A 24707-nucleotide genomic window follows, 5' to 3' on the forward strand; every position below is an offset into this window, starting at 1 on the left:
GCCCTCAAAACGCGGCCGCCGGCTTGCGGCTCGACCAGTAGACGGCCTTGTAGAAGACCGAGCACAGGATCAGGACCACAAGATAGATCATGAAGGCGACCGCCGCGCCGTAGCCGAGGTCCCAGTTGCGGAAATTGACGCGGTAGGCGTAGATCGAGACCAGTTCGGTCAGCGTTCCCGGTCCGCCGCCGGTCATCAAAAACACCTTGTCGAATTCCTTGAAGGCATCGATGCCGCGCAACAGCAGCACCAGCGCGATGACGGGCCGCAGCAGCGGCAGCATGACGTCGCGAAAGATCTGGAACGGTTTGGCGCCATCCATCATCGCCGCCTCGAACGGCGCGCGCGGCAGGCTCATCATGCCGGCCAGCATGATCAGGGTGACGAAAGGCGTCCACTGCCAGACGTCGATGGCGATGATGGTCGGAAAGACCAGGTCGGGCGCCGAAAGCACGGCAGCATTCTGCGCCAGCAGGCCGACCTTGCGCATGTAGAAGGTGAGCATGCCGAAATCGCCCTGCAAGAGCAGGCGCCAGATCAGCCCGACCGCGACCGGCGCGATCATCATCGGGATGAGCAGCAGCGTGGTCCAAAGCCGCTGGCTGGCGACGAAGCGGAAGATCAGGAAGGCGAGCGCAAAGCCCAGCAGGAATTCGAGGCCCACGGCGATGACGACGAATTTCAAGGTCAACGCAAACGATGCCCAGAAGAACGGATCGTTGCGCATCAGCTTGCGGAAATTGTCGAAGCCGACAAAGGCGCCGGAATGGCTGGCATCGGCAAAGCTGAGATCAGTCAGCGCGGTGTAGACCATGTAGTAGAACGGGCCGACCAGGAAGATGACGACGAGCAGCGTTGCCGGCAGCATCAGCAGCGGTCCCACCCCACGGTCGAGAAGCGGCATTCCGCGCGGCGATGGAGTGCGGTTCGTCACGGGCGTTTCCTGCGGACAAGAACGGCTACCCGCATGTGCGGGTAGCCTCTGCGCGACATTTGAGACCTATCGTGCCGGATAGGTCATGGGTGCGCAAGAACCGAGCAATGTCGAGATGTCGGTGGCGGCGGTGTCGAGGGCAGCCTGCGCTTCCTTCTCGCCGGCGAGGTAGGATGACAGCTCGCGCACCAGTATGTCGGTCATCTCGGCCGATTGCGGCAGCGTCGCCTTCGGCACCGCATGCTCGTTGGCCTCCATCGAGGCCTTGGCATAGGGCAGTTTCTGCACCTCGGCCGAGGCGTATACATCGGGCCGGCCGGAAGCGCCGCCATTGAGGTGCTGTTCGAGCTGGCGGTCATAGCCCATCATCCACTGGACGAAGAGGAAGGCCGCCTGCTGGTTCTTCGAATAGACCGGGATGAGATAGGTCCAACCCTCGACCTGGCCGATCTTGCCGCCTTCGCCTTGCGGCACGAGGTCGAAGCCGACCTTGCCGACGACGGTGGAGGCAGTGGTGTCGACCGATACGGCATAGGTGGCGTCGTTCCACATGATCAACTCGGCGACCTTGGCCTGCTGCATCAGCGCCATGACGTCGTCCCAGAAATAGTTGAGGCTGTCCGGCGGCGAGAACTGCAGCAAGCTCTTGTAGTATTCGAGCGAGGCGACGGCCTTGGGGCTGTTGACGATCACCGGGCCGCAGGCCGAGCCGCTCTTCACGTCGAGCACATCGCCGCCGAAGGAATAGAGGAAGTTGAGCCACTCATACCACAGCGCCTCGTGGCGCTTGCCTTGCAGGGCGGTGCCGTAAAAGCCCTGGTCGGGGCGGTAGAACCATTCGGCGATGTCGCGGTACTGCTTCCAGTCCTTGGCAGGCGCGAGGTCGTAGCCATACTTGGCCTTGAAGCCTGCCTGTTCCTTGGGATCGGCGAGCAGGTCCGAGCGATACCACATGAACATGTTGAGCACGGTGAAGGGGAAGCCGTACTCCTTGCCGTCATACCAGGAGATCTCGTGCCAGGCGGTCTGGTAGAGCTGCTTTTCCGGCTCGAAGGTCGGATCGCGCAAAGCCGGATCGGCCATCATCTTGGCGATTTCGACCAGATGGTTGTTGGTGGCGAACTTGCCGAGTTCGCGATGCGGCTGGATGATGACGTCGTAGCGGCCGCGATGCGAGTTGAGATCGAGCTGCACTTTGTTGACGGCTTCGGAGTGCTCGTACATCTCGACTTCGACATGGATGCCGGTCTGCTTTTCGAACTCCGGCGCCATTTTCTTCAGCGCCTCGAGCGGCGGCAACGCCTCGCCGACCATGCGGATGGTCTGGCCGCTGTAGGGCTTCGACGCCTCGGTCAGATCCCACGCCGCAGCCTGTGTGATTTGCCACATAAGGGCGGCGAGAACGAGGAGTCCGGATGCGGTACTCCCACGTATCAGCGGCTTGAGCATTCTTCCCTCTCCCTAGAAGTCGTGCCTGGCGGGCCAGCGCCCGTTTTGTCATAAAATGTGTGGTACTGCAAATCAAAATGTGGCACCTTGCAACAAATGGTTGGGGGGTGTTAACAGACCGGCAGTAACCCGGCTTTCCCGACCAGGCGAGGGACCTTCGGATGGACTTCATCTTCATGCTGACGCGTAACGATCGCACCGTCGAGGATTGCCTCGACCTGGTCGACTTGATCGAGCCGGTCGGCCTGAAGCATGTCGGCTTCAAAGACATCGGCGTTACGCCGGATGTGCTGCGCAAGCTCGCCGCCGCCATTCGCCGGACAGGCGCCACCACTTACATGGAGGTGGTGTCGACGACAGCGGAGGCCTGCCTCAACTCGGCGCGCATCGCCCGCGACCTCGGCATCCAGCGGCTGCTTGGCGGCACCCAGATCGATGAGATCATGGCGCTGCTGGAAGGGAGCGACACCGAATACTACCCTTTTCCGGGGCGGCCGGTCGGCCATCCGACCAAGCTCGGCGGCTCCCCGGGAGATGTCGAGGCCGATTGCCGCGCGTTCGCCGAGAAGGGTTGTGCGGGATGCGACATCCTCGCCTATCGCGCTACCGAGGCCGACCCGGCCGACCTGATACTCGCCGCCCGGCGGGGGCTTGGTCCGGACGGGCATCTCATTGTTGCCGGCGCGGTGGCCTCGGCCGACCGGATCAAGGCAATCAAGCAGGCCGGCGCCAACGCTTTTACCATTGGCACAGCGGTTTTCGACGGTTCCTATTCGCCGACGAAAGGTTCTATCCTCTCGCAACTGCGGGATGTCCTCGCGGATTGCGAGCGTGTCTAATGGCCGTCATCGGCATCGATCTCGGCACACAGAGCCTGAAGGCAATCGTCGTCGATGACGAATTGCGGCTGCGTGGCGAGGCCGGTGTGCTTTACCAGCCCACCTTCCCGGCGCCGGGATGGGCCGAACAGAAGCCGACGCTGTGGCTGGCGGCGCTGAAGCCCGCCATTGCCGGCGCACTCGACAAGGCCGGGCTGGCGCCCTCCGACATCAAAGGCATCGCCCTTGCCGGGCAGCTCGACGGCTGTGTCGCTGTCGATAGCAGCGGCCGGGCGCTGGCGCCGTGCATCATCTGGATGGATCGGCGCGCGTCGGCAGAGATCGCCGGCATCGACCCGGACTTCATCCGGGAGCGCACCGGTCTCGTTCTGGACGCAACGCATATGGCGGCGAAGATCCGCTGGGCCGCGCGCAACCTGCCTGAGGCGTCTCAGGTGGCGCTCTGGCACCAGCCGGTATCGTTCGTGGTCGCGGCGCTGTGCGGCCGCACCGTCATCGACCATGCGCTGGCCTCGACGACCATGCTCTATGGGTTGAAGGAGCGCTTCTATGCCGGCGATCTGCTAGCGGCCTTCGACATTGATGCAGCCAAATTGCCGGGCATTGACGATGCATCGGCGGTCGCAGGCGCCTTGACCCGCGCCGGCGCCGAGCTGACCGGCCTGCCTGTGGGGATACCGCTGGCGGTCGGCACCGGCGATGATTTTTCGGCGGCAATAGGCGCCGGCGTTGTCGTGCCCGGTATCGTTGCCTGCAATCTCGGCACCGCCGAAGTGGTCGGCGCGGTGTCCGATACGCTTCGCCTCGACCCCGGCGGCCTGGTCGAGACTCATGGTTTTCTCGACGACCGCTATTTCGTCTCCAATCCCGGATGGCTTTCGGGCGGTGCGGTGACCTGGTTCCTGTCCACCTTCGGCGTCGATTCTCCGGCGGCAATGTCGGAGCTGGCGGCGACGGTCGTTGCCGGCAGCGACGACCTGCTGTTCCTGCCGGCACTGTCCGGCGCCATGGCGCCGCGCTGGATCGCCGAGGCGCGGGGCGCTTTCTACGGCCTCACGTCCTTCCACGGCAAAGCGGCTTGCGCCCGCGCGGTGTTGGAGGGCTGCGCCTTCGCCATGCGCGACGTGGTCGACCGGCTGGACGAGCTCGGCATCGCCACGGATCGTGTCCGGCTTTCCGGCGGCGGCGCGCGCAGTCGGGTATGGGCGCAGATCCGTGCCGATGTCAGTGGCAGGCCGGTGGAAATTGCCGATGCCGCCGACGCCTCGCCGATCGGCGCGGCAATTCTTGCTGCCGCCGCCATCGGCCTTTCGTCTTCAGTGCAGCAGGCGGCCGAAAGGTTGAGCGGTGGCATCGAGACGATCGACCCCAACCCGTCGGCCAAGGCCGCCTACGACAGAAGTTACCGCCGGTATCGGACCCTGTTCGATACCCTGACCCCGCTCCATGCTGACTGATTGGACGGCATCCCGATGTCCAAAGAAATGCTCGATAGTCTCATTGCCGGCACGCTGCCTGACCCGGATAGCGAGGGAATGCTGTCGGTGCCGCTGAAGACCATCGTCATCGGGCGCGGGCTCGGCGACGAGGCCGATGCGCTGGTCAGGCCGTTGCCGCTCGGCCGCAAGCTCGCCGTGGTCATGGATCCCGACACTAGGCTGGCGCTGGGTGAGAGGGTGTCGATCGCGCTGCGTGGCAGCAGCGATGTCGACAAGATCATCCTGCCGCGCCATCCGCATCCGGACATGGACGCCGTGCGATCGGTGATCGCCCGCACGAAAGACGCCAGCGGCCTGGTCGCGGTCGGATCGGGCTCGATCAACGACATCGCCAAATATGCCGCGCATCTCACCCAGAAGCCCTATGCGGTGTTCGGCACCGCGCCATCGATGAACGGCTATACCTCGGTGTCGGCGGCGATTACCGAGGATGGCCTGAAGAAATCGCTGACGGCGAGCCTGCCGGTCGGTGTATTCCTCGACCTCGACGTGATGGCGCGGGCGCCGCACCGGCTGATCGCCGCCGGCTTCGGCGATTCGATGGCGCGACCGACCGCGCAGACCGACTGGCTGATGGCGCATCTTTTGCTCGGCACGCCTTACAGGCAGGCGCCTTTCATGCTTCTGGCCGAGGACGAGAAGGCGCTCATCGCCAAGGCCGGCGAACTGAGGACCGGCGACCTCTTGGCAATGGAAGTGCTGGTGCGCACGCTGGTCATGTCCGGCCTCGGCATGACCTTGTGCGGTGGCTCCTATCCGGCCAGCCAGGGCGAACATCTGATCGCCCATTATATCGACATGCGCGGCCAGGGACTGCCCGAGGCGCATCACGGCGAACACATAGCGGTGACGACGTTGACGATGGCGCGGCTGCAGGAGCGCGTGCTGGCGCTGCCGGAGCTGCGGCTTGCGCCGTCTGCCGATACACCGGACCGCTTCATCGAGATCTTTGGTGAAACGCTCGGACGCTCATGCTGGGCTGCGTTCAAACCCAAGCTGCTTGACCGTGAGCGGGCGACCGCCCTCAACACCGTGCTGGCGGAGCACTGGCGCTCGCATCGCGAAAGGCTTTCCCGCGTGGCCCGCCCGGCACGTGAGATCGCGGCAGCACTGCGTGCCGCCGGTGCGCCGACCACGCCGCAAGAGGTCGCCATACCGGCTGCCTTCTACGACGAGGCGGTCGCCAACGCCCGGCTGATCCGCGACAGGTTCACTATGCTCGATGTCGCGGCTGCCTCGCTCGAAACGGTTGCGGCGGGAGCCTGAGCGGGTGCTGCGTCCACTCGCCGACTTCACCGCGCGCGACCGTCGCAAGATCGCCGTCGTGCTGACCGACATAGACGACACCTTGACCGACAAAGGGCGGCTGCCGGCCAAGGCCTATGCGGCTTTGGAGCGGCTGAAGCAGGCCGGATTCATCGTTGCGCCGGTCACCGGCCGGCCGGCCGGCTGGTGTGACCTGATCGCGCGGCAATGGCCGGTGGATGGCGTGATCGGCGAGAACGGCGCCTTCTATTTCCGCTATGACGACACGGCCAAGCGGATTGTTCGCCACTATGCCAGGAGTGCCGGGGAAAGGCAGGCCGACGCGGCGCGCCTGCGCGAGATCGAACGAGCCGTGCTCGCGGAAATTCCGGGTGCGGCGGTCGCCGCCGACCAGACCTATCGCGAAGCCGATCTGGCGATCGATTTTCGCGAGGATGTCGCGCCGCTGCCCAAAACCGAAGTGCTGAAGATCGTCGGGATATTCCAGCGCTATGGAGCAACGGCGAAAATCTCGTCCATCCATGTCAATGGCTGGTTCGGCAGATACGACAAACTGTCAACAAGCCGGCTATTCTTGCGCGACTGTTTTGGTATAGACATAGACCACGACAAGGACAGCATTGTCTTCGTCGGCGATAGTCCAAACGATGCGCCAATGTTCGGCTTCTTCCCCAACAGCGTCGGTGTCGCTAATGTGCTGGACTTCGCCGGCGAACTTCCGGCATCTCCTGCCTTCGTCACAAGCGGGCGCGGCGCGCAAGGATTTGCCGAGCTTGCCGATGCGTTGATTGCTGCAAAGGGAATGGAATAGCCATGGATCAAGGCCGACTGACGAAGAAGGAGCGGCACGCGCTTATCCTTTCGGAAGTGCGCCGGTCGGCGTCCATTCGCATCTCCAAGCTTGCGCGCCGCATCGGCGTCGCCGGCGAGACGATCCGCCGCGATCTCATCGAACTCGGCGATGCCGGGCTGATCAACCGCACTTATGGCGGCGCGACGATCTCGCTGGTGACATCCGAGCCGGTGATTTCGGAGCGCGGCCTGACCCTGATCGAGGAGCGCGCCCGCGTCGGCCGCGGCGCGGCAAGCCTGGTCGAGAGGGGCCAGATCGTGATGATCGATGGCGGCTCGACCACCTATGAGGTGGCGCGCAACCTTTCGCAGCTGAAGCGCGATCTGACCATCATCACCAATTCCACCGGCGTGGCCTCGGTGGCCGGCGCCAATCCGACCTTCCGCGTTCTGCTCTGCCCCGGAACCTATGACAGCCGGGAAGGCAGCGTGATGGGCGAAGACACGGTCGAGTTCGTGCGCCGCTACAATGCCGACGTCGCCATCATCGGCGCCTCTGGGTTAAGCGCGGACGGTCCGAGCGACATGATCTCGGGCGCTGCCGCGGTCAAACGCGCAATGATATCGCGATCGCTGTCGACTGTGCTGGTGGTGACCCACGACAAGTTCGGCCGCTCCAGCCTGGAACGCATCTGCGGACTGGACGACATTGCCGATATTGTCACCGACAGCGAACCGAAGGCCGACCTGCGCACTGCTGCAGAACAAGCGGGCACGGAACTGCATGTGTTTGCCGCGGACTGATCAGTTTCCTTGTTGGAGCATGATCTTTTCCGAAAACCGGTTTCCACTTTTCGGGATCATGCTCTGTCCCGGTTGGTCAGCGCGATGTGGCAGCATCCCGGGCCGTGGCCCGGCGTCCAGGTGACATTGTCGAAGCGCACGCCCGTCGCCTCGAACAGGCCGCGGTCGAATGCGCCGGCGATGCGGCAGAGTGTGGCGAGCTTTTCGTCGCCGACACCGGCCTCGACCCAGGCGTCCTTCAGCGGGCAACGCTTCACCTTGAAGGCGATGTGGTCCGGTCCGCGCTCGACGTCGGTCGGATACATCAGGCCGCCATCCGGGCTGACGGCCAGGAACGCTTCGCCGATGGCCGGCGCGTCATTGGGTCCGAAGCGGTCGAAGGCAGCTGCTGCCACCTCCTTGCCGCGCTGCTCGATGGTGCGGACCATGATCGCTTCGGCCTTCTCCGCGCCCAGTTCGCCGGTCAGTTCATCGAGGAGCAGGCGGTAGAGATCGGCGCGGTTGCGGAAGGCGGAATCGAGTTCGCGGGAGAGCTTTTCGGCTCGGGTTTCGGCGTCTGTCATGATGCGTCCTGTGTTCGATTGAGTCTTGGTGCCGCCGCAACCAGTGCCTTGCCGATTGCCGATTGCGGCGCGTCGATGACGGCGCGGGCATCGCCGCTCTCGGCGATCCGCCCGGCGTCGAGAAGGACGACGCGGTGGGCGATGGCCCGCACCACGCCGAGATCATGCGAAATGAAGAGATAGGCGATCCGTTCCCTGGCTTGGAGGTCGAGCAGCAGTTCGAGGATCTGTCCTCGCACGGAAACGTCGAGTGCCGACACCGCTTCGTCGAGAACGATCAGCGACGGGTTTGTGGCAATGGCGCGGGCAATTGCCACGCGCTGGCGCTGGCCGCCGGAGATTTCGTGAATGGCGCGGCTGGCGAGGTCGGCCGTCAACCCAACACGCTCGAGCAAGGCAGCGATACGGGACGGCCGCTCGGCGCGGGAAGCGATGGCATGGATGCGCAGGGGATCGTCGAGCACGCGCGCCACCGTGGCGCGCGGGTTGAAGGCGGCGAGCGGATCCTGGAACACCATTTGCAGGCGGGCGCGGCGCGCACGTAGCGCGGCACCCTTCAACGCAAGGAAATCGCCGCCTTCGAATTGGATGGTTCCGGCATCGGGTTCGATCAGCCGCAGCACCAGCCGCGCGATCGTAGACTTGCCGCTGCCGGAAGGCCCGGCCAGCGCCAGCGTCTCGCCGGGTTCGATGGCGAAGGAAACGCCATCGACAGCAGCGATGGTCTTGCCGCCGCGGCGGTAGCGTTTGGTCAGATCGGAGACAGCGAGCAGGCTCATGCAGGCGCCCGTCGCAGCAGCGGTTCGGCGTCGAGGCCGAGATGGGCGTCGAGCAGCGAACGCGTATAGTTCTGGCACGGGGCATTGACGATTTGCGCCGTCGGGCCGATCTCGATCAGCTCGCCATGCCGGAACACGGCGATGCGCTCGGCCAGTTCTGCGGCAAGCGCGATGTCGTGGCTGATAAACAACAGCGTCATGCCGTCCTCCGTCACCAATTGCCGGATCAGGGCGACGATCTCGGCCTGGACGATGGTATCCAGCGCACTGGTCGCCTCATCGGCGATGAGCAGTTTCGGTCCGGCCGCGATCGCAGCGGCGATGGCAACACGCTGCTTCTGGCCACCGGAGAGTTGATGCGGGAAGGCGCGCATGGCCGAGGCCGGGTCGGGCAGGCGGACGCGTTCGAGCAGGTGCTTTGCCTTGGCATAGGCCCGCGGCCAGTCGAGGCCGAGATGGGTGCGGGCGACCTCGGCGATTTGCTTGCCGATGGTCATGACGGGGTCGAGGCTGGCGGACGGATCCTGGAAGACAAAGCCGATGTCGCGGCCGGGGAGGGGGATTTGGGTTTCGCCAATCGTCGAAGGTTGGCGTTCCGTCACACCCCCCTCTGTCCTGCCGGACATCTCCCCCTCAAGGGGGGAGATTGGCAGTTTTGCCGCTGGCGCTCTTCCTACAATGCTGGTGATTGGCGAAAGCCGAGATGAGAGCTCAATCTCCCCCCTTGAGGGGGAGATGCCCGGGAGGGCAGAGGGGGGTGTCTTGGCGCTTGCCTCTCCTGTCGATCCCAGGAACCAGTCGATCCTTCCATCGACTTTGGCGCCACCCGGCAGCAGTCCCGCAATCGCCAGCGCCAGCGTGCTCTTTCCCGAACCACTCTCGCCGATGATCGCCAGCCGCTCGCCGGCGACAACATCAAGGCTGATGCCTTTCAGCACCGCCACCTCGGCCCCATCCCGCCGATAGCGAACCGAGAGATCGCGGATCTCAGCCAGCACGGTCACGACAGGCTCCTCCGCACGGCGGTCGTTTCGACCACGCCTTCGCCGGCGAGATAGATGCCGAGCACGGTCAGCACCAGCGCTACGCCCGGGACGATCGACAGGAAGGGCGCGGTGCGCAGCACGGTGCGGCCTTCGGCAATCATGCCGCCCCAGGTGACGCGGTTGGGGTCGCCGAGGCCGAGGAAGGACAGTGCCGCTTCGGTGAGGATCGCGGCGGCGACGATCACCGAGGACAGCGCCAGCACCGGCGGCAGAGCGTTAGGCAGTACTTCGCGAAAGGCGATCGCCAGCGGATGCATGCCGATGACGCGGGCGCCGGCGACAAAATCGCGCTCGCGGATCGACAGCACTTCGGCCCGCGCCACACGCGCCGGCCCGGTCCAGGCGCCAAGCGCGATCCCCGCGACGACGATGCCGAGCGACGGGCCGACGACGCTAACGAAGGCCAGCGCCAGGAGAAAGCTAGGCACGGTCTGAAAAGCATCGGTGATGCGCATCAGCACCTCGTCGACGAGGCCGCCGACAAAGCCGGCCAGCGTGCCGATGACCGCGCCGATGAAGAGCGCTGCCGCTGCCGCCGCCAGCCCGACCGCCAGCGAGGTGCGGGCGCCGTGGAACAGCTCGGCCAGCACGTCGCGGCCGAGCCTGTCGGTGCCGAGCGGCAGCGACCAGTCCTCGAAGGGCGGCAGCAGCGCCGGGCCGGCTATCGCCTGCGGGTCGCCAGGGAACAGCAGCGAGGCAAACAGCGCCATGGCGAAAAGCACCACCAGGATGATCGCGCCGGCGACCGCTTCCGGCCGGCGCAGGAACCGATTGAGCGGGTTCACGCGGCGGCCTCGCTGGCGCCGACGCGCGGGTCGAGGAAGGCATAGGCGATGTCGACGGCAAGGTTGATGGCGATGACCAGAACGGCGCTGGTGAGGATGATGCCGAGCAGCAGCGGCGTGTCGCGCGACGCCACCGCTTCCTGCGCCAACCGGCCGAGGCCGGGCACGGCAAAGACGGTCTCGATGACGACGCTGCCGCCGAGCATCTGGGCCGATTGCAAGCCGAGCATGGTGATGAGCGGCAACAGCGCATTGCGGGCGACATGGGCAAGCACGATGCGGCGGCGCGAAAGGCCCCTGGCGCAGGCGGCAAGGACAAAATCCTGCCGCCAGGCCTCGGCCATGCCGGCGCGCATCATGCGCAGGTAGAGCGCGAGATAGATGAAGCCCAGCGCGGAAACCGGCAGCACGAGATGGATGGCGATGTCGGCGACACGGGCCAAGCCTGTCTTGTCGGAGGCCAGGCTCTCGATGCCGCCGATCGGCAACCAACGCAGGTCGACGGCAAAGACGACGATGAGCACGAGGCCGAGCCAGAAACCGGGCACGGCATAGAGCGCCAGCGAGCCGATGGAGAGGAAACGGTCGCGAAAGCTGCCGGGTCTGGCGCCGGCATAGATGCCGAGCGCCGAGCCCAGACCGAAGGAGAGTGCGGTGGCGCCGACCATCAGGAGCAATGTTGTCGGCAGGCGTTCCAGGATGACGTCGCGGATCGGCCTGGAGAAGGTAACGGACTGGCCGAGGTCGAGATGCAGCAGCGCCCAGAGATAGTTGGCGAGCCGGGTCAGTTCGGACTGGTCAAGGCCCCAGCGATGACGCAGCAGTTCGATCATGCCGGCATCGCCGCCGGTCGAGACGATGTAGGCATCGACAGCGTCACCAGGGGCCGCTTCGAGGAGAAGGAAGGTGCCGATGATGACGATCAGCAGCACGAAGACGCTGCCGACGAGACGACGGCGGATGAGGGTGAGGGCGCGGGTCATGGAGAAGGCATGGCGCTGTGCCGGTCGAGAGGAGTGCAGTGTCTAGGCACCCCCCTCTGTCCTGCCGGACATCTCCCCCGCAAGGGGGGAGATTGGATGTCGCCTCCGCCTTCGCAAATCTTCGACGCCGAATGTGCGCGACAGCAAAGCTGCTGATCTCCCCCCTTGCGGGGGAGATGTCCGGCAGGACAGAGGGGGGTGTGAAGGAACACGGCCTTTGGCCAGCTTTCCACACCCATTTCTTCGCGAACTCTCATCCGCGCAAATGTGTCACGATTCCAAATACGTGTCCGCCCAGTTCGAAACCGCCCAGCGCGGATTGTTGGCAATATTCCCCACCGTATCGCGCGCGACGCTGATGAAGCTCCACTCCGCGACGTTGATCAGCGGCAGGTCTGCTGCCACCTCCTTCTGGAATTCCTTGTACAGATCGGTGCGCGCCGTGGTGTCGAGCGTTTCCGATGCCTTGGCGATCAGCGCGTCTAGCGCCTCGTTCTTGTAGCCGCCCTGGTTGGAGAACGGCACGCCGTCGGGAATGCCGCTCTGTACCAGGATGGTGGTCGAGATCGCCGGGTCGCCGCGGAACACCGGCGGGCCGACGGCGAGGTCGAAGGCGTGATCGGTGTAGACCGCCTTGATGTGCGCCGGCGAGTCGTTGTTGACGATCTCGGCGTCGATGCCGATTGCCGCCAGCGCCTGGCGCAGATAGTCGCCGAACTGTTTTGTCTCGTTGAAATAGGGCGCCGGCAAAAGCCTGAGCGCAAAGCGCTTGCCATCATCGGCCTTGGCGTAGCCGGCCTCGTCGAGCAGTGCGTTGGCCTTGGCGACGTCGAACGGATAGGTCGGCACGTCGGCGGTGTAGAACTGCGGGTCGTTCTTCGGCACCGGGCCGGTGGCGGCCGCGGCATAGCCGAGGAAGACCGTCTTGACGACGAAGTCCTTGTCGATGGCATGCGCGATCGCCTGGCGCACTTTTACGTCGGCGAGTTCCTTGCGGCGATGGTTGATCTCGACGACCAGCTGGTAGGTCAGCCCTTCATAGCCCTTGGAGATGACCTTCAGGCCCGGCACCTTGGAGATGCGGTCGAGATCGGCCAATGGCACGGCGGAGAAGGCGGCAAGCTGGATCTCTTCGGCCTCGAGCGCGGCCGCGGCCGAGGTGCGGTCGGGCAGCACCTGATAGATGATCTCGTCGAGATAGGGCTCGTCCTTGCCCCAGTAGTCAGGATTCTTCGTCAGCTTGTAATACTGGCCGGCCTTGTACTCGCCGAACTTGAACGGGCCGGTGCCGATCGGCGCATTGTTGGCCGGGTTTTCCTCGACCTTGCCGACCTCATAGATGTGCTTCGGCACCACGCTTGACAGCGCCGGCAGTGCGTTGCGGATCAGCTGGAACGGCGTCGGCTTGGCGAATTTGAACACGGCGGTGAAGTCGTCCGGGGTGTCGACGCTGGCCAGATCCTTGAACACGGTGCGGCCGAGATTTTGCAGCGGCTTCCAGACCTGCAGCGCCGAGAAGGCGACGTCGGCTGAGGTAAACGGCTTGCCGTCATGCCATTTGACGCCCTCGCGCAGCTTGAAGGTCACGGACAGCCCGTCGGCGGCACCTTCCCAGGAGAGTGCCAGGCGCGGCTGCAGCCCATCCTTGCCGTCGAACGAGGCTTCGGCCAGCGTCTCGACGATCTTGCTGGAGATGAAGAAAACGCCGTTGGAGGCGACAATCGCCGGATTGAGGTTGCGCGGCTCGGAATCGGCAGCAAGCACGAGGCGGCCGCCCTTCTTCGGTGTCTGCGCCCAGCCCAATGCCGGCATGGCGGTGGAGGCCAGCAACAGGGCTGATCCCGAAAGCAGCGTGCGCCTGGAAATGGTGAAATCTGACATGATCAACCTCCGTCCTCTCCGCGACCCTGCCGGGCGCGCCAATCCCCTTGGGCGCTGGCAGGCCGCCAGCATCCTTGCGGCGATTATGGCCCTTGCCAAGGGTTTCGCCAGAGACGGAATTGGCGCATCCTTGCTTGGCTTTGAAATTTTCGTCCGCTGGACCAGTTAGAAGCAGTGGTTCCATCGAGCTATTCTGGTAGGACCAGATTTGGCCGATGCCTATCGAATGACGACTTGGTGACCGGCAAGCGATGCTATTTGCTGTGTTCTGGCTGGACCAGAGTGGGCAAAATGGTGCAGATTTGACCAACAGCCAGCGGATCGGGCGCAGAGCGACCGACGATCCCAAGCAATCAGGGAGAGAACAATGAACATCGCCCCGGGCAAGAGCGCCGTCAGCAATATCCCGTTCGACCAGGCAAGGGTCGACCGGCTGATGGAGGAGGCCGGCATCGATGTGTTGCTCGCGACGTCCAAGCACAACACGCAATATCTGCTCGGCGGCTACAAGTTCATCTTCTTTGCCGCCATGGATGCGATCGGCCACAGCCGCTATCTGCCCGTTGTCGTCTACGAAAAAGGCGGGCCGGACCATGCCGCCTATATCGGCAACCGCATGGAGGGCGCCGAACACCAGAACAATCCGTTCTGGACGCCGACGCTGCACGCAGCCTGCTGGGGCACGCTCGACGCCGCCAACCTCGCCGTCGAGCATGTTCGCAAGATCGGCAAGGCGGGCGCCCGCATCGGCGTCGAGCCGGCCTTCTTGCCATCCGACGCCTATGCGCTGATCCGCAAGGCACTGCCGGAGGCCAAGCTGATCGACGCGACCGACATGCTGGAGCGCATGCGCGCCATCAAGACAGAGGCCGAGCTGGAAAAGCTGCGCATCGCTTCCGAGCTGATCACCGATTCCATGCTGGCGACCATCCAGTGGGCGCGCGAGGGCACGACCAAGACCGACATCATCGAGCATCTGCGGCGCGAGGAAACCAATCGCGGCGCGCATTTCGAATATTGCCTGCTGACACTGGGCGCCAGCCACAACCGCGCGGCGTCACCGCAGGCGTGGAAAAAAGGCGAGGTGCTGTCGATCGATTCCGGCGGCAATTATCACGGCTATATCGGCGATCTCTGCCGCATGGGCATTCTGGGCGAACCGGATGCCGAGCTGGAAGATCTGTTGGCCGAGGTCGAGACGGTGCAGCAGGCGGCGTTTTCCAAGGTCAAGGCGGGCACCATCGGCGGCGACATGATCTCGCATGCCGAGGGCGTGCTGAAGGCCTCGAAGGTCGCGCCCTATACGGATTTCTTCGCCCACGGCATGGGGCTGATCACCCATGAAGCACCGTTCCTGATGACCAACCATCCGGTGACGTATGAAGGCACCTACGCCGCCAAACCGCTGGAGACGAACATGGTGCTGTCGGTGGAGACGACCATGCTTCACCCGACGCGGGGATTCATCAAGCTGGAGGACACGGTTGCGGTGACGGATACCGGGTATGTGATGTTCGGCGATCGGGCGCGGGGGTGGAACAGGGGTGGGATTTCGTAAGGCCGAAAAGTCGGCGCCGCCCCTCRTCCGCCTGCCGGCACCTTCTCCCCGTAGAACGGGGAGAAGAGAGCAGCTTCGGCGATTTGCGAAATCGTTGATGACAGCGTCTTTCTCCCCGTTCTACGGGGAGAAATGTCCGGCAGGACAATGAGGGGCGGCGCTGCCCTCTAAGGTTATCTCCCGCCCGCCGGGATCAGCCTGAAGTCCGGCAATTCCCGCAGCACAAGTTCCGGCCCGGCCGGCGAATAGACAACAAAGAGCTGCATCGGTCCGTCACCGGTATTCAGCGTCGAATGAAAGCGGCTCTCAGGCACATAAACGGTGCATCCAGGGCCGACCTTGGCGACGACCGGGTTGCCGTTCTCGTCTTCGACCATCTGCTCGCCATGGCCCGAGATGACGAAGATGATTTCTTCCGCGCGGGGATGGTTGTGCCGCGTGTGGCCCTTGCCGGAGGGAAGGTCGACGACGCCGCCGGAAAAGCGCTCGGCTCCGTTCACTTCAGGCGCGACCGTCAGCGCAAGTTTGCCCCAGTCGAAGCCGAAGGCACTGACGTCCTTGGGGTATACAAACACCTTGCTCTTGTCGGTCATCTCTCATCCCTTCTTCTTGTTCGGCGTTGTCTTGCGGCCGTGCAGCGTGACGGCTTTGAAATCCGCCGTCTGTCTAGCGATCGCGGCTTCGGCCGGCAGCCGCTCCATCGAGCTTGCGCCATAGAAACCATGCAGGCCCTTGCAGCGGTCAAGGATGTAGCGGGCGTCGTCCGGCATCGAGATCGGTCCGCCGTGGCAAAGCAGGATGACATCCTTGCGCACCGAACGCGCGGCGTTGGCGATGGCGTCGATCTCGACCACGCAGTCGTCGAGCGACTTCGCCGACGTCGCGCCGATCGAGCCGCCTGTCGTGACCCCCATATGGGCGACGATGATGTCGGCGCCGGCTTTTGTCATGGCGCGGGCCTCGTCCGGGTTGAAGACATAGGGCGTGGTCAGAAGGTCGAGCTTGTGCGCCTCGGCGATCATGTCGACCTCGAGCCCGAAGCCCATGCCGGTTTCCTCGAAGCTTTGGCGCATGCTGCCGTCGAACAGGCCGATGGTGGGGAAATTCTGCACGCCGGAAAAGCCCATCGTCTTCAACTCGGTGAGCAGCAGCGGCATGATGACGAAAGGATCGGTGCCGTTGACGCCGGCCAGCACCGGGGTGTTCTTCACCACCGGCAGCACCTCATAGGCCATTTCCTTGACGATCTCGTTGGCATTGCCATAGGCGAGCAGACCGGCGGCCGAGCCGCGTCCGGCCATGCGATAACGGCCGGAATTGTAGATGATGATGAGGTCGATGCCGCCGGCCTCCTCGGCCTTGGCCGACAGGCCGGTGCCGGCGCCGCCGCCGACGATCGGTACGCCGTCGGCGATCATCGCCTTGAACTTCTTCAGTATGTCCTTGCGCGGTACGGCGGCCATGTCTGGGCTCTCACTGTCTGGCGATATCGAGGAAGGCCGCCGTTGCGGCCTTGGCAAATTCCGGATCGTTGATGTGTAGCGGCAGCCGCGTGACGCGGCGCGTGGCGTTCAGCTTGATGGTGCGCTCGATGGCCTCGAACAACACTGCGTCGGCCTCCGGATCGAAAAAGGCGCCGCCCTCGATGTCGAGCGCCGAGACGCCCCTTTCCGGGATCAGGAAGTGGACGGGACCCTCGCAGCGGCTCAGCCGTTCGCCGATCCATGCGCCGATCCTGCGGCATTCGTCCACTGTGGTGCGCATCAGCGTGACGTTGGGATTGTGCTCGTAAAACAGCCGGCCACGATACTTCTCGGGAATGGTCGGCGGCGCCCAGAAATTGACCATGTCGAGCGCACCGACCGAACCGACATAGGGCAGCTTGGTGCGGGCAATGGCGCCGAAGCGATCCTCGGTGGCCGGCAGCACGCCGCCGAACAGCAGGTCGCAGACCTCCGTCGTGGTGATGTCGATGACGCCGGCGAGCAGGCCACTGTCGGCGAGCTTCTCCATCGAGCGGCCGCCGGTGCCGGTGGCGTGGAAAACCATGCAGTCGTAGTTTGCCCGCAACTGGTCGGCGATGGCCGTCACGCAAGGCGTGGTGACGCCGAACATGGTGAGCCCGAGCGCCGGTTTGCCGGTTGCGGCCGGCGCCGGCTTTGCGGCCATGCCGGCGATGGCCTGCGCGGCATTGTGGAGCACTGTGCGGGAGAGCCGGTTCAGTCCCGCCATATCCGTCACCGACGGCATCATGATGATGTCGGAGACGTCGACATAGGGCGCTGTGTCGCCGGAGGCGAGCGTCGAGACCATAATCTTGGGCAGGCCGAGCGGCAGTGCGCGCATGCCCGATGTGACGATCGAGGTGCCGCCGCCACCGCCAATGCCGATCACGCCGGATATGTCGTCGCGCGACTGGATGAAGTTGCTGAAGGCGGCGCCCATGCCGGCCACTGCCGTGCCGCGATCGTCGATGCCGAGCACGGCGCCGGCTCCGTCGGGATGATGTGCTGCGACGTCGCCGGCTGGAATATCGACCGCCACGGTGGCGCCGCGCGTGCCGATGTCGACGCGGGTAACCGAACTGCCGGTGGCGGCAATCGCGTCGGCCAGGAAGGCAAGTTCCTCACCCTTGGTGTCGGCGGTGCCCACCACGTAGATGCGCTTCATCGCGTTTCCCCGTCTTCGCTGTGCTGGGTCTGGCCGCGAAGGCCATTGCAATTTTTTGAGACGCGCGTATCGTATTGACATGAATGTCTCACGTCAACAAGCCGCAGTGAACGACGACGCCAAGGAGGCTGCCGAACGCGGCCCACGTGCCCGCACAAAACGGCTGATGCTGGAGACGGCAACGCGGCTGATGCAGGCGGGCGTCACCCCGTCAGTCAGCGAAGTCGCGGAGGCGGCCGAGGTGTCGCGCGCCACCGCCTATCGCTATTTCCCGAGCCAGGCAGCCCTGGTGCATGCCGTGGTCGACGAGGGGCTCGGGCCTATCCTGACCTGGCGATCGGCTTCGAAAGATCCACAACGCCGCGTCGCCGAACTGTTCGACACCGCCATGCCGCGCATCGAGGCTTTCGAGGCGACCTTCAAGGCGGCGCTGAAACTGTCGCTCGACCAGTGGGCGCAGCGCCAGGCGGGCACGCTGGGGGGCGAGCCGCAGTTCACGCGCGGCCATCGCGTCCAGCTGTTGAAGGATGCCATTGCGCCGCTCAAGGGGCAGCTGCCGCCGCGCGAATTCAAGCGCCTGGCGCAGGCGCTGTCGATGATGTTCGGCGTCGAATTGCTAATCGTGCTGAAGGACATATGGGGGCTCGACAGCCGCGGCATGCGGTCGGTTGCGCAATGGGCTGCGGGCGCCCTGGTGCGCGCCGCGATAGCGGAATCGATGACAGAAGCGGATGCGGTTCGGCCGGCGGCAGCGGCGAAATAGCGCCAATCTGGTTCGACCAGATTTGAGCGACCACTACTGATGTTAACCAGGATGTAGGTGCCGAAACAAGGCTCTCCTATATCAAGGAGTAGGAAAATTAAGGGAAAACAGTCAGATACATGAAGAATCCGGTTATACAAGCTCCGGCTGCAGTCCAAGAAAGAGCTTGACGGCTATCCAAAATTGGTAATACCAGATCAGGACAGAAAAAGCGGATCGAAAGTGAGAGCTGCGATCCATTTTCCGGCAAAAGCGAGGAGGCTTGGAACCGGAACGGTGCGATCTCGGGAGGAACTACCAGGGCCGGCCCCGTTGCCGGCTCGCATGATACGGTAGAATGCGCACAAGGGAGGAAACATTATGCGCAAGACAATGACCAGCCTGCTTGCTGGTATCGGCTTAGTGCTTGCCTGCGGAACGTCCGTTTACGCGCAGGATAAATCGCTCACCATTTTCTGGGCGGAATGGGATCCGGCCAATTACCTGCAGGAACTCGGCAACGAGTACGAGAAGGAAACCGGCGTCAAGATTACGGTGGAAACCACACCGTGGCCCGACTTCCAGACCAAGGCCTTCACCGAGTTCAACGCCCATGGCGACGCCTATGATATGGTCGTCGGCGACTCGCAATGGCTCGGCGCCGGCTCGACCGGTGGCCACTATGTCGACCTGACCGACTTCTTCAACAAGCACAAGGTCGGTGACGTGATGGCGCCGGCGACGGTGAAATACTATGCCGAATATCCGGGCGGCAGCAGCAAGTACTGGGCCATCCCGCTCGAAGGCGACGCCGTCGGCTGGTCCTATCGCAAGGACTGGTTCGAAGACCCCAAGGAAAAGGAAGCCTTCAAGGCCAAGTATGGCTACGATCTCGACGTGCCGAAGGATTTCAAGGCGTTGCGCGACATCGCCGAATTCTTCCACCGGCCGGACCAGAAGAAATACGGCATCGCCATCTACACCGACAATACCTATGACGCGATGGCGATGGGCTTCGAGAACGCGCTGTTCTCCTATGGCGGCGAACTGGGTGACTATTCGACCTACAAGGTCGATGGTTTCATCAACTCCGACAAGGCGATAGCGGCGCTCGACGCCTACAAGGAACTCTACACGTTCACGCCTCCGGGCTGGGCCAAGTCGTTCTTCGTCGAGGACAACCAGGCGATCACCGAGAACCTGGCCGCGATGAGCATGAACTACTTCGCGTTCTTTCCCTCGCTGATCAACGAGGCGTCGAACCCGAACGCCAAGAACACCGGCTTCTTCGCCAACCCCCCGGGCCCGAACGGCGACCAGTTCGCCGCACTCGGCGGCCAGGGCATCTCCATCGTCTCCTATTCCAAGAAGCAGGACGAGGCGGTGAAATTCCTTGAATGGTTCATCAAGGACGAGACCCAGAAGAAGTGGGCAGCCCTCGGCGGCTACACCTGCAGCGCCGCGGTGCTGAAGTCGGACGAGTTCCAGAACGCCACGCCCTACAACAAGGCCTTCTATGAGACCATGTTCAAGGTGAAGGACTTCTGGGCGGTGCCCGAATATGCCGAACTGCTGCAGCAGCTCAACCAGCGCATCTATCCCTATGTGATCGGTGGTCCCGGCACCGCCAAGGAGACGCTGGACGCGCTTGCCGCCGACTGGAACGCGACCTTCAAGAAATACGGCCGCGGGCAGTAACCGACTTCTTCACGGAGGGGGCGATTGGTGCCTCCTCCGTTTTCTTTTTCAGAACCGGGAGCAGGGTCTTGGCGACCACGATGATCACCACGCTGGACAGGTCCTCGCGAGCCGCTGCACGCGGTCTCAGCGACATTTCGATCCGCAACCTCTTCATCATTCCGACGATCCTGTTCCTGATCGTCTTCAACATCTTCCCGCTGATCTATTCGCTGGGCTATTCCTTCACCGATTTCCGTGCGTCGACCAATGCGCCGGCAAATTTCGTCGGGCTGCAGAATTATCGCGACCTGCTTGGCGACCCCTATGTCTGGTCCAACTTCGCTGTCACGGCGAAATACGTCATCATCTCGGTCGCCGGCCAGCTGCTCGTCGGTTTCGGCGTCGCGATGCTGCTCAATCGCGACATCCCGCTCAAGGGCTTGCTGACGACGCTGCTGCTTTTGCCGATGATGTTGTCGATGGCGGTCGTTGGCCTGTTTTGGAAACTGCTCTACGATCCTTCCTTCGGCATCATCAACTATGCGCTCGGCCTCGGCACGTTTGAATGGCTGTCGGATCCCAAGATGGCGCTCTATGCGGTTGCGTTGACCGATATCTGGATGTGGTCGCCCTTCGTGATGCTGTTGTCGCTGGCTGGCCTCTCAGCGGTGCCGAAGCATCTCTATGAGGCCGCCGCGATCGACCGCGCCGGACCGTTCTACACCTTCTTCCGCATCACGCTGCCGCTGGTTGCGCCGATCCTGATGATCGCGGTCATCTTCCGCACCATGGAGGCGTTCAAGACCTTCGATCTCGCCTACATCCTGACCAGCCAGCCGACGGCCGAACTGATCTCGATCCGGCTCTACAAGATGGCGTTCCAGGAATGGCAGACCGGGCGCTCCTGCGCACTCGCCTACATCGTGCTGATCATGGTGCTGGCGATCACCAACATCTACGTGAAGTACCTCAACAAGGTGAAGGAGCGCTGAGATGGCCGCCGTCCGCACTTCGTCCGAAATAGGCTTCAACCGCGTCGCCATCGTCGCTGTCCTGCTGGTGACGATTATCTTCCTGGCGCCGATCTACTGGATTGCCTCGACGGCGTTCAAGCCGCGCAATCTCGCCACCACCATCCCGCCGACGGTCGTCTTCCAGCCGGAAATATCGCCCTTCGTGAAGCTGTTCGCCAAGCGCTCGCAGATGCGCAACCCGGCGTCGCCGGAGGAGTATGCAGCCGCTCCCTGGTGGGAGCGGGTCGTTTTCGACGGTGGCGAAAAGATCGTGCGCGACGGCAAGGGCGAGGTGCAGTGGTCCGGCTATCCGAGCCGCTTCATGAACTCGTTGATCGTGGCCATAACCTCGACGGTACTGGCGGTCGGCATGGGCACCTTCACCGCCTACGGCTTCTCACGCTTCAAGGTGAAGGGGGAGGCGGACCTGCTCTTCTTTATCCTGTCGACGCGCATGCTGCCGCCGGTGGTCGTCGCCATCCCGATGTTTCTGATGTACCGCGCGGTCGGGCTCAACGATTCCCATCTCGGCCTGGTCATTCTCTATACCGCTTTCAACCTGTCCTTCTCGGTCTGGCTAATGAAAGGCTTCATGGACGAGATCCCGAAGGAATATGAGGAGGCGGCGCTCGTCGATGGCTATACCCGCATGGAGGCCTTCTTCAAGATCGTGCTGCCCGAGGCCGCCACCGGCATCGCTGCCACCGCCGTCTTCTGCTTTATCACGGCTTGGAACGAATATGCCTTCGCACTGATCATGACCAGCCGCCGTGCCCAGACGGCACCGCCCTTCATCCCCAGCCAGATCGGGTCCGGCCTGCCGGACTGGACGGTGATTGCCGCCGGGACCTTCCTGTTCTTGCTGCCGGTCGCGATCTTCACCTTCCTGCTGCGCAATCACCTGCTGCGCGGCATGTCTTTCGGAGCGATCCGCAAATGAGCTTTCGCACCATCAACCAGAAATATCTAGAACCCGGCTCGCAGATCCTGATGGTGCTCGGCATCGTTGCGCTCTGCCAGCCCTGGAACATGCTGCTGCATAGTTATGGCGTGACCATCATCCTGATCGGCCTGATCGGCTTCAACATCACCTCGAAGATCGCGCCGGAAGAGAAAGCCGGCACCGGCCATGGCGCGGACGAGTCGGCGCGAAATCCGGGAGCACCGCATTGACCCAGATCGAGCTTCGCGGCGTCCAGAAATTCTTCGGCGCCGTCCAGGTCATCAAAGACCTCAACCTCAAAATCGATGACAACGAGTTCATCGTGCTGCTCGGCCAGTCCGGCTGCGGCAAGACGACGACGCTGAGGGCCATTGCCGGGCTGGAGACGATCGATGGCGGCGATATACTGATCGACGGCAAGCCGGTGCAGCACCTCAAGGCCGCCGAYCGCGACATCGCCATGGTGTTCCAGTCGTTCTCGCTCTATCCGCATATGAGCGTCTACGAGAATGTTGCTTTCCCACTAAGGGCAACGCGCAAGAGCAAGGCCGAGATCGACCAGGAAGTGCGTTCGGTCGCCAAGACGCTGCAGATCACCGACCTGCTCGCCAAGAAGCCGTCGGCGCTGTCGGGCGGCGACATGCAGCGCGTCGCCATCGGCAGGGCGCTGGTGCGGCGCCCGAAGGCGATGCTGATGGATGAGCCGATCGGCGCGCTCGACGCCAAACTGCGCGAGGAGATGCGGGCCGAGATCAAGCGGCTGCACATCAAGCAGGGCTCGACCACCATCTATGTCACCCACGACCAGATCGAGGCGATGAGCCTCGCTGACCGCATCGTCATCATGCATGAAGGCGTGCTGCAGCAGGTCGGCTCACCGGACGAGGTCTATTCGCACCCGGCCAATCTGTTCGTCGCGCAGTTCGTCGGCAGCCCGGTGATGAATGTCGCCGATGCGGCGATCGCAGAAACGGGTTCGTCGGCCTCGGTCACCGTCGGTGGCGCTGCCGCCGGTTTCGAATTCCCGCGTGCGCTTCTGTCCAAGCTCAACGGTCATGCCGGCGGCCAGCTGGCGCTCGGCATCCGGCCCGAAGGCGTGCTGGTGCGCCATGAGGCGGCGGAAGGTTTCCTGCCGGTCGAGACGCAGATCGTCGAGCCGCTCGGCTCGTTCGACATTGTCGACCTCAAGGTCGGCTCCAAGATGCTGCGCGCCCGCACCAAGAGCGGCTTCGTCGGCGGCCCCGGCGAGAAGGTCTTTGCCAGGATCGATCCGACACAGGCGCATTTCTTCGACACGGCAAGCGGCAAGTCGCTTGGAGTGAGGCTCTGATGGCGCATATCCAGCTCAAGAATATCTCGAAGAGCTTCGGCAACCACACGGCGCTGACCGGGCTCAATCTGGAGATCGGCGATGGCGAGTTCTTCGTGCTGCTCGGCGAGACCGGTGCGGGCAAGACGACGACGCTGCGCATGGTCGCCGGCCTCGAAAAGCCGAGCGAGGGGCAGGTGTTCATCGACGGCGTCGATGTCGCCGACTGGGGGGCGGCCGAGCGCGACGTGGCGCTGGTGCTGCAGCAATATTCGCTCTATCCGCGCTACACGGTGCGCGAGAACCTCGAATTCCCGTTGAAGCCGAAGATTCGCCGGCTGCCGGATGCCGAGATCAAGGACCGCGTTGCGCGCGCGGCCAAGACACTGCGGATCGAACATCTGCTCGACCGCAAGACCGATCGCCTCTCAGGCGGCGAGATGCAGCGCGTTTCGATCGGCCGCGCCATCGTGCGCAAACCGCGCGTGTTCCTGATGGACGAGCCGCTGTCGGCGCTCGACGCCAAATTGCGCGAGGCGCTGCGCACGGAACTGAAGAACCTGCAGATACAGCTCGGCGCCACCTTCCTGTTCGTCACCCACGACCAGATCGAGGCGATGTCGATGGGCGACAAGGTCGGCGTATTGAACCACGGCCGCATCGTCCAGACCGGCACGCCGCACGAGATCTACAACAATCCGCGCGACACCTATGTGGCGAGCTTCGTCGGCTCGCCGCCGATGAACCTCATCGACGGCCGGCTGGTCGATAATCGCGCTGTGATGGCGCCGATGAATTTCGAGCTGCCGCTTTCAGGGGGAGCCAGGACGGGCGGTGCGACCGACGGTCGGCCGCTCGTCTTCGGCATCCGTCCCGAAGATGTCTATCTCGAGAGCGGCGCGCCGGTCGAGGCGCGCGTCCACGATGTCGAGAACCATGGTGTGGAAAAGATCCTGACGCTCAGGGTAGGCGACACGACGCTGCGCGCCACCGTGCCGGCGCGGACCGATGTGGCGATCGAGCAATCGGTGCGCTTTGCCTGGAACGCGGACAAGGTCGTGCTGTTCGACAAGGGCAGCGGCGTGAGCCTGCGGCACGCCAGCTAGGCTCTGCTGCAGACCTACGCCGGCGAAAATCTGCGGGCGCCTTCTATTTCTGGAAATAAGTCTCGT

At 63.7% G+C, this 24707-nt stretch carries 25 protein-coding genes; 14 read left to right on the forward strand and 11 right to left on the reverse strand.

Translation table 11 applies throughout. From position 1 onward, the window contains the following. Window positions 1-4: 4 nt before the first annotated feature. Window positions 5-934, reverse strand: coding sequence for a carbohydrate ABC transporter permease (locus tag AC1DZ8_RS09340; RefSeq protein ID WP_477309362.1), 930 nt, complete (start codon window positions 932-934; stop codon window positions 5-7). Window positions 935-1000: 66 nt separating this feature from the next. Then, window positions 1001-2383, reverse strand: a complete 1383-nt coding sequence (locus tag AC1DZ8_RS09345) for an ABC transporter substrate-binding protein (RefSeq protein WP_477309361.1) — start codon at window positions 2381-2383, stop codon at window positions 1001-1003. Between the two features lie 161 nt (window positions 2384-2544). Here AC1DZ8_RS09345 and AC1DZ8_RS09350 point away from each other — a divergent pair, with 161 nt between their 5' ends. From AC1DZ8_RS09350 to AC1DZ8_RS09370, 5 genes are read left to right on the forward strand one after another with little or no spacing between them, the layout of a single operon-like run. Then, a complete protein-coding gene (locus AC1DZ8_RS09350) occupies window positions 2545-3222 on the forward strand; it encodes a beta/alpha barrel domain-containing protein (protein ID WP_477309360.1) in 678 nt (225 codons plus the stop codon). After that, window positions 3222-4679 carry a xylulokinase gene (locus AC1DZ8_RS09355; protein WP_477309359.1) on the forward strand — a complete coding sequence of 486 codons (1458 nt, stop codon included), beginning with the start codon at window positions 3222-3224 and terminating at the stop codon, window positions 4677-4679. Before AC1DZ8_RS09350 ends, AC1DZ8_RS09355 begins: the two co-directional genes overlap by 1 nt. Window positions 4680-4694: 15 nt before the next feature. Further along, window positions 4695-5987, forward strand: coding sequence for an iron-containing alcohol dehydrogenase (locus AC1DZ8_RS09360; RefSeq protein WP_477309358.1), 1293 nt, complete (start codon window positions 4695-4697; stop codon window positions 5985-5987). A 7-nt stretch (window positions 5988-5994) separates the two neighbouring features. Then, window positions 5995-6798 carry an HAD-IIB family hydrolase gene (locus tag AC1DZ8_RS09365; RefSeq protein WP_477309367.1) on the forward strand — a complete coding sequence of 268 codons (804 nt, stop codon included), beginning with the start codon at window positions 5995-5997 and terminating at the stop codon, window positions 6796-6798. Between the two features lie 2 nt (window positions 6799-6800). Beyond that, the gene (locus AC1DZ8_RS09370) at window positions 6801-7583 is read left to right on the forward strand and encodes a DeoR/GlpR family DNA-binding transcription regulator (protein WP_477309357.1); all 783 of its coding nucleotides are present in this window, start codon (window positions 6801-6803) and stop codon (window positions 7581-7583) included. A 56-nt stretch (window positions 7584-7639) separates the two neighbouring features. Here the strand turns inward: AC1DZ8_RS09370 and AC1DZ8_RS09375 are convergent, their stop codons facing one another. The 6 genes from AC1DZ8_RS09375 to AC1DZ8_RS09400 all read right to left on the reverse strand — a co-directional run bounded on the left by AC1DZ8_RS09375 (window position 7640) and on the right by AC1DZ8_RS09400 (window position 13620). Next, the gene (locus AC1DZ8_RS09375; protein WP_477309356.1) at window positions 7640-8146 is read right to left on the reverse strand and encodes an L-2-amino-thiazoline-4-carboxylic acid hydrolase; all 507 of its coding nucleotides are present in this window, start codon (window positions 8144-8146) and stop codon (window positions 7640-7642) included. Next, window positions 8143-8925 carry an ATP-binding cassette domain-containing protein gene (locus tag AC1DZ8_RS09380; RefSeq protein WP_477309355.1) on the reverse strand — a complete coding sequence of 261 codons (783 nt, stop codon included), beginning with the start codon at window positions 8923-8925 and terminating at the stop codon, window positions 8143-8145. The genes AC1DZ8_RS09375 and AC1DZ8_RS09380 overlap by 4 nt, the downstream gene beginning before the upstream one ends. After that, window positions 8922-9929 (reverse strand): ABC transporter ATP-binding protein, encoded by a 1008-nt coding sequence (locus AC1DZ8_RS09385; protein ID WP_477309354.1) that lies wholly within the window; start codon window positions 9927-9929, stop codon window positions 8922-8924. The genes AC1DZ8_RS09380 and AC1DZ8_RS09385 overlap by 4 nt, the downstream gene beginning before the upstream one ends. Then, a complete protein-coding gene (locus AC1DZ8_RS09390) occupies window positions 9926-10756 on the reverse strand; it encodes an ABC transporter permease (RefSeq protein WP_477309353.1) in 831 nt (276 codons plus the stop codon). Before AC1DZ8_RS09390 ends, AC1DZ8_RS09385 begins: the two co-directional genes overlap by 4 nt. Next, a complete protein-coding gene (locus tag AC1DZ8_RS09395) occupies window positions 10753-11739 on the reverse strand; it encodes an ABC transporter permease (RefSeq protein ID WP_477309352.1) in 987 nt (328 codons plus the stop codon). Before AC1DZ8_RS09395 ends, AC1DZ8_RS09390 begins: the two co-directional genes overlap by 4 nt. Window positions 11740-12009: 270 nt before the next feature. Beyond that, window positions 12010-13620, reverse strand: coding sequence for an ABC transporter substrate-binding protein (locus AC1DZ8_RS09400; RefSeq protein ID WP_477309351.1), 1611 nt, complete (start codon window positions 13618-13620; stop codon window positions 12010-12012). Between AC1DZ8_RS09400 and AC1DZ8_RS09405 the strand changes: the two genes are divergently transcribed. Both AC1DZ8_RS09405 and AC1DZ8_RS09410 read left to right on the forward strand, forming a co-directional pair. Next, complete coding sequence (locus AC1DZ8_RS09405; protein WP_477309350.1) at window positions 13619-13789, forward strand: hypothetical protein; 171 nt, start codon at window positions 13619-13621, stop codon at window positions 13787-13789. The two genes, AC1DZ8_RS09400 and AC1DZ8_RS09405, sit on opposite strands and share 2 nt — an antisense overlap. A gap of 198 nt (window positions 13790-13987) precedes the next feature. Continuing rightward, window positions 13988-15178, forward strand: coding sequence for a M24 family metallopeptidase (locus AC1DZ8_RS09410; RefSeq protein ID WP_477309349.1), 1191 nt, complete (start codon window positions 13988-13990; stop codon window positions 15176-15178). Between the two features lie 173 nt (window positions 15179-15351). Here AC1DZ8_RS09410 and AC1DZ8_RS09415 read toward each other — a convergent pair whose 3' ends face one another. From AC1DZ8_RS09415 to AC1DZ8_RS09425, 3 genes are read right to left on the reverse strand one after another with little or no spacing between them, the layout of a single operon-like run. Then, window positions 15352-15771 (reverse strand): cupin domain-containing protein, encoded by a 420-nt coding sequence (locus AC1DZ8_RS09415; RefSeq protein ID WP_477309348.1) that lies wholly within the window; start codon window positions 15769-15771, stop codon window positions 15352-15354. 3 nt (window positions 15772-15774) lie between these two features. Continuing rightward, window positions 15775-16641 carry a phosphoenolpyruvate hydrolase family protein gene (locus tag AC1DZ8_RS09420; protein ID WP_477400750.1) on the reverse strand — a complete coding sequence of 289 codons (867 nt, stop codon included), beginning with the start codon at window positions 16639-16641 and terminating at the stop codon, window positions 15775-15777. 10 nt (window positions 16642-16651) lie between these two features. Next, complete coding sequence (locus AC1DZ8_RS09425) at window positions 16652-17848, reverse strand: Tm-1-like ATP-binding domain-containing protein (protein ID WP_477309346.1); 1197 nt, start codon at window positions 17846-17848, stop codon at window positions 16652-16654. A 79-nt stretch (window positions 17849-17927) separates the two neighbouring features. Between AC1DZ8_RS09425 and AC1DZ8_RS09430 the strand changes: the two genes are divergently transcribed. The 7 genes from AC1DZ8_RS09430 to AC1DZ8_RS09460 all read left to right on the forward strand — a co-directional run bounded on the left by AC1DZ8_RS09430 (window position 17928) and on the right by AC1DZ8_RS09460 (window position 24641). Continuing rightward, the gene (locus AC1DZ8_RS09430) at window positions 17928-18611 is read left to right on the forward strand and encodes a TetR/AcrR family transcriptional regulator (RefSeq protein WP_477400752.1); all 684 of its coding nucleotides are present in this window, start codon (window positions 17928-17930) and stop codon (window positions 18609-18611) included. 360 nt (window positions 18612-18971) lie between these two features. Then, window positions 18972-20288, forward strand: coding sequence for an ABC transporter substrate-binding protein (locus AC1DZ8_RS09435; protein ID WP_436261452.1), 1317 nt, complete (start codon window positions 18972-18974; stop codon window positions 20286-20288). A 68-nt stretch (window positions 20289-20356) separates the two neighbouring features. Next, window positions 20357-21262 (forward strand): carbohydrate ABC transporter permease, encoded by a 906-nt coding sequence (locus AC1DZ8_RS09440; protein ID WP_203280437.1) that lies wholly within the window; start codon window positions 20357-20359, stop codon window positions 21260-21262. 1 nt (window position 21263) lies between these two features. Further along, window positions 21264-22223 (forward strand): carbohydrate ABC transporter permease, encoded by a 960-nt coding sequence (locus AC1DZ8_RS09445; RefSeq protein WP_477309344.1) that lies wholly within the window; start codon window positions 21264-21266, stop codon window positions 22221-22223. Next, window positions 22220-22456 carry a hypothetical protein gene (locus AC1DZ8_RS09450; RefSeq protein ID WP_477309343.1) on the forward strand — a complete coding sequence of 79 codons (237 nt, stop codon included), beginning with the start codon at window positions 22220-22222 and terminating at the stop codon, window positions 22454-22456. Before AC1DZ8_RS09445 ends, AC1DZ8_RS09450 begins: the two co-directional genes overlap by 4 nt. After that, window positions 22453-23556 carry an ABC transporter ATP-binding protein gene (locus AC1DZ8_RS09455; protein ID WP_477309342.1) on the forward strand — a complete coding sequence of 368 codons (1104 nt, stop codon included), beginning with the start codon at window positions 22453-22455 and terminating at the stop codon, window positions 23554-23556. The genes AC1DZ8_RS09450 and AC1DZ8_RS09455 overlap by 4 nt, the downstream gene beginning before the upstream one ends. Further along, a complete protein-coding gene (locus tag AC1DZ8_RS09460) occupies window positions 23556-24641 on the forward strand; it encodes an ABC transporter ATP-binding protein (protein ID WP_477309341.1) in 1086 nt (361 codons plus the stop codon). Before AC1DZ8_RS09455 ends, AC1DZ8_RS09460 begins: the two co-directional genes overlap by 1 nt. Window positions 24642-24707 lie beyond the last annotated feature (66 nt).

Source organism: Mesorhizobium sp. P2_F7 (assembly GCF_056403695.1).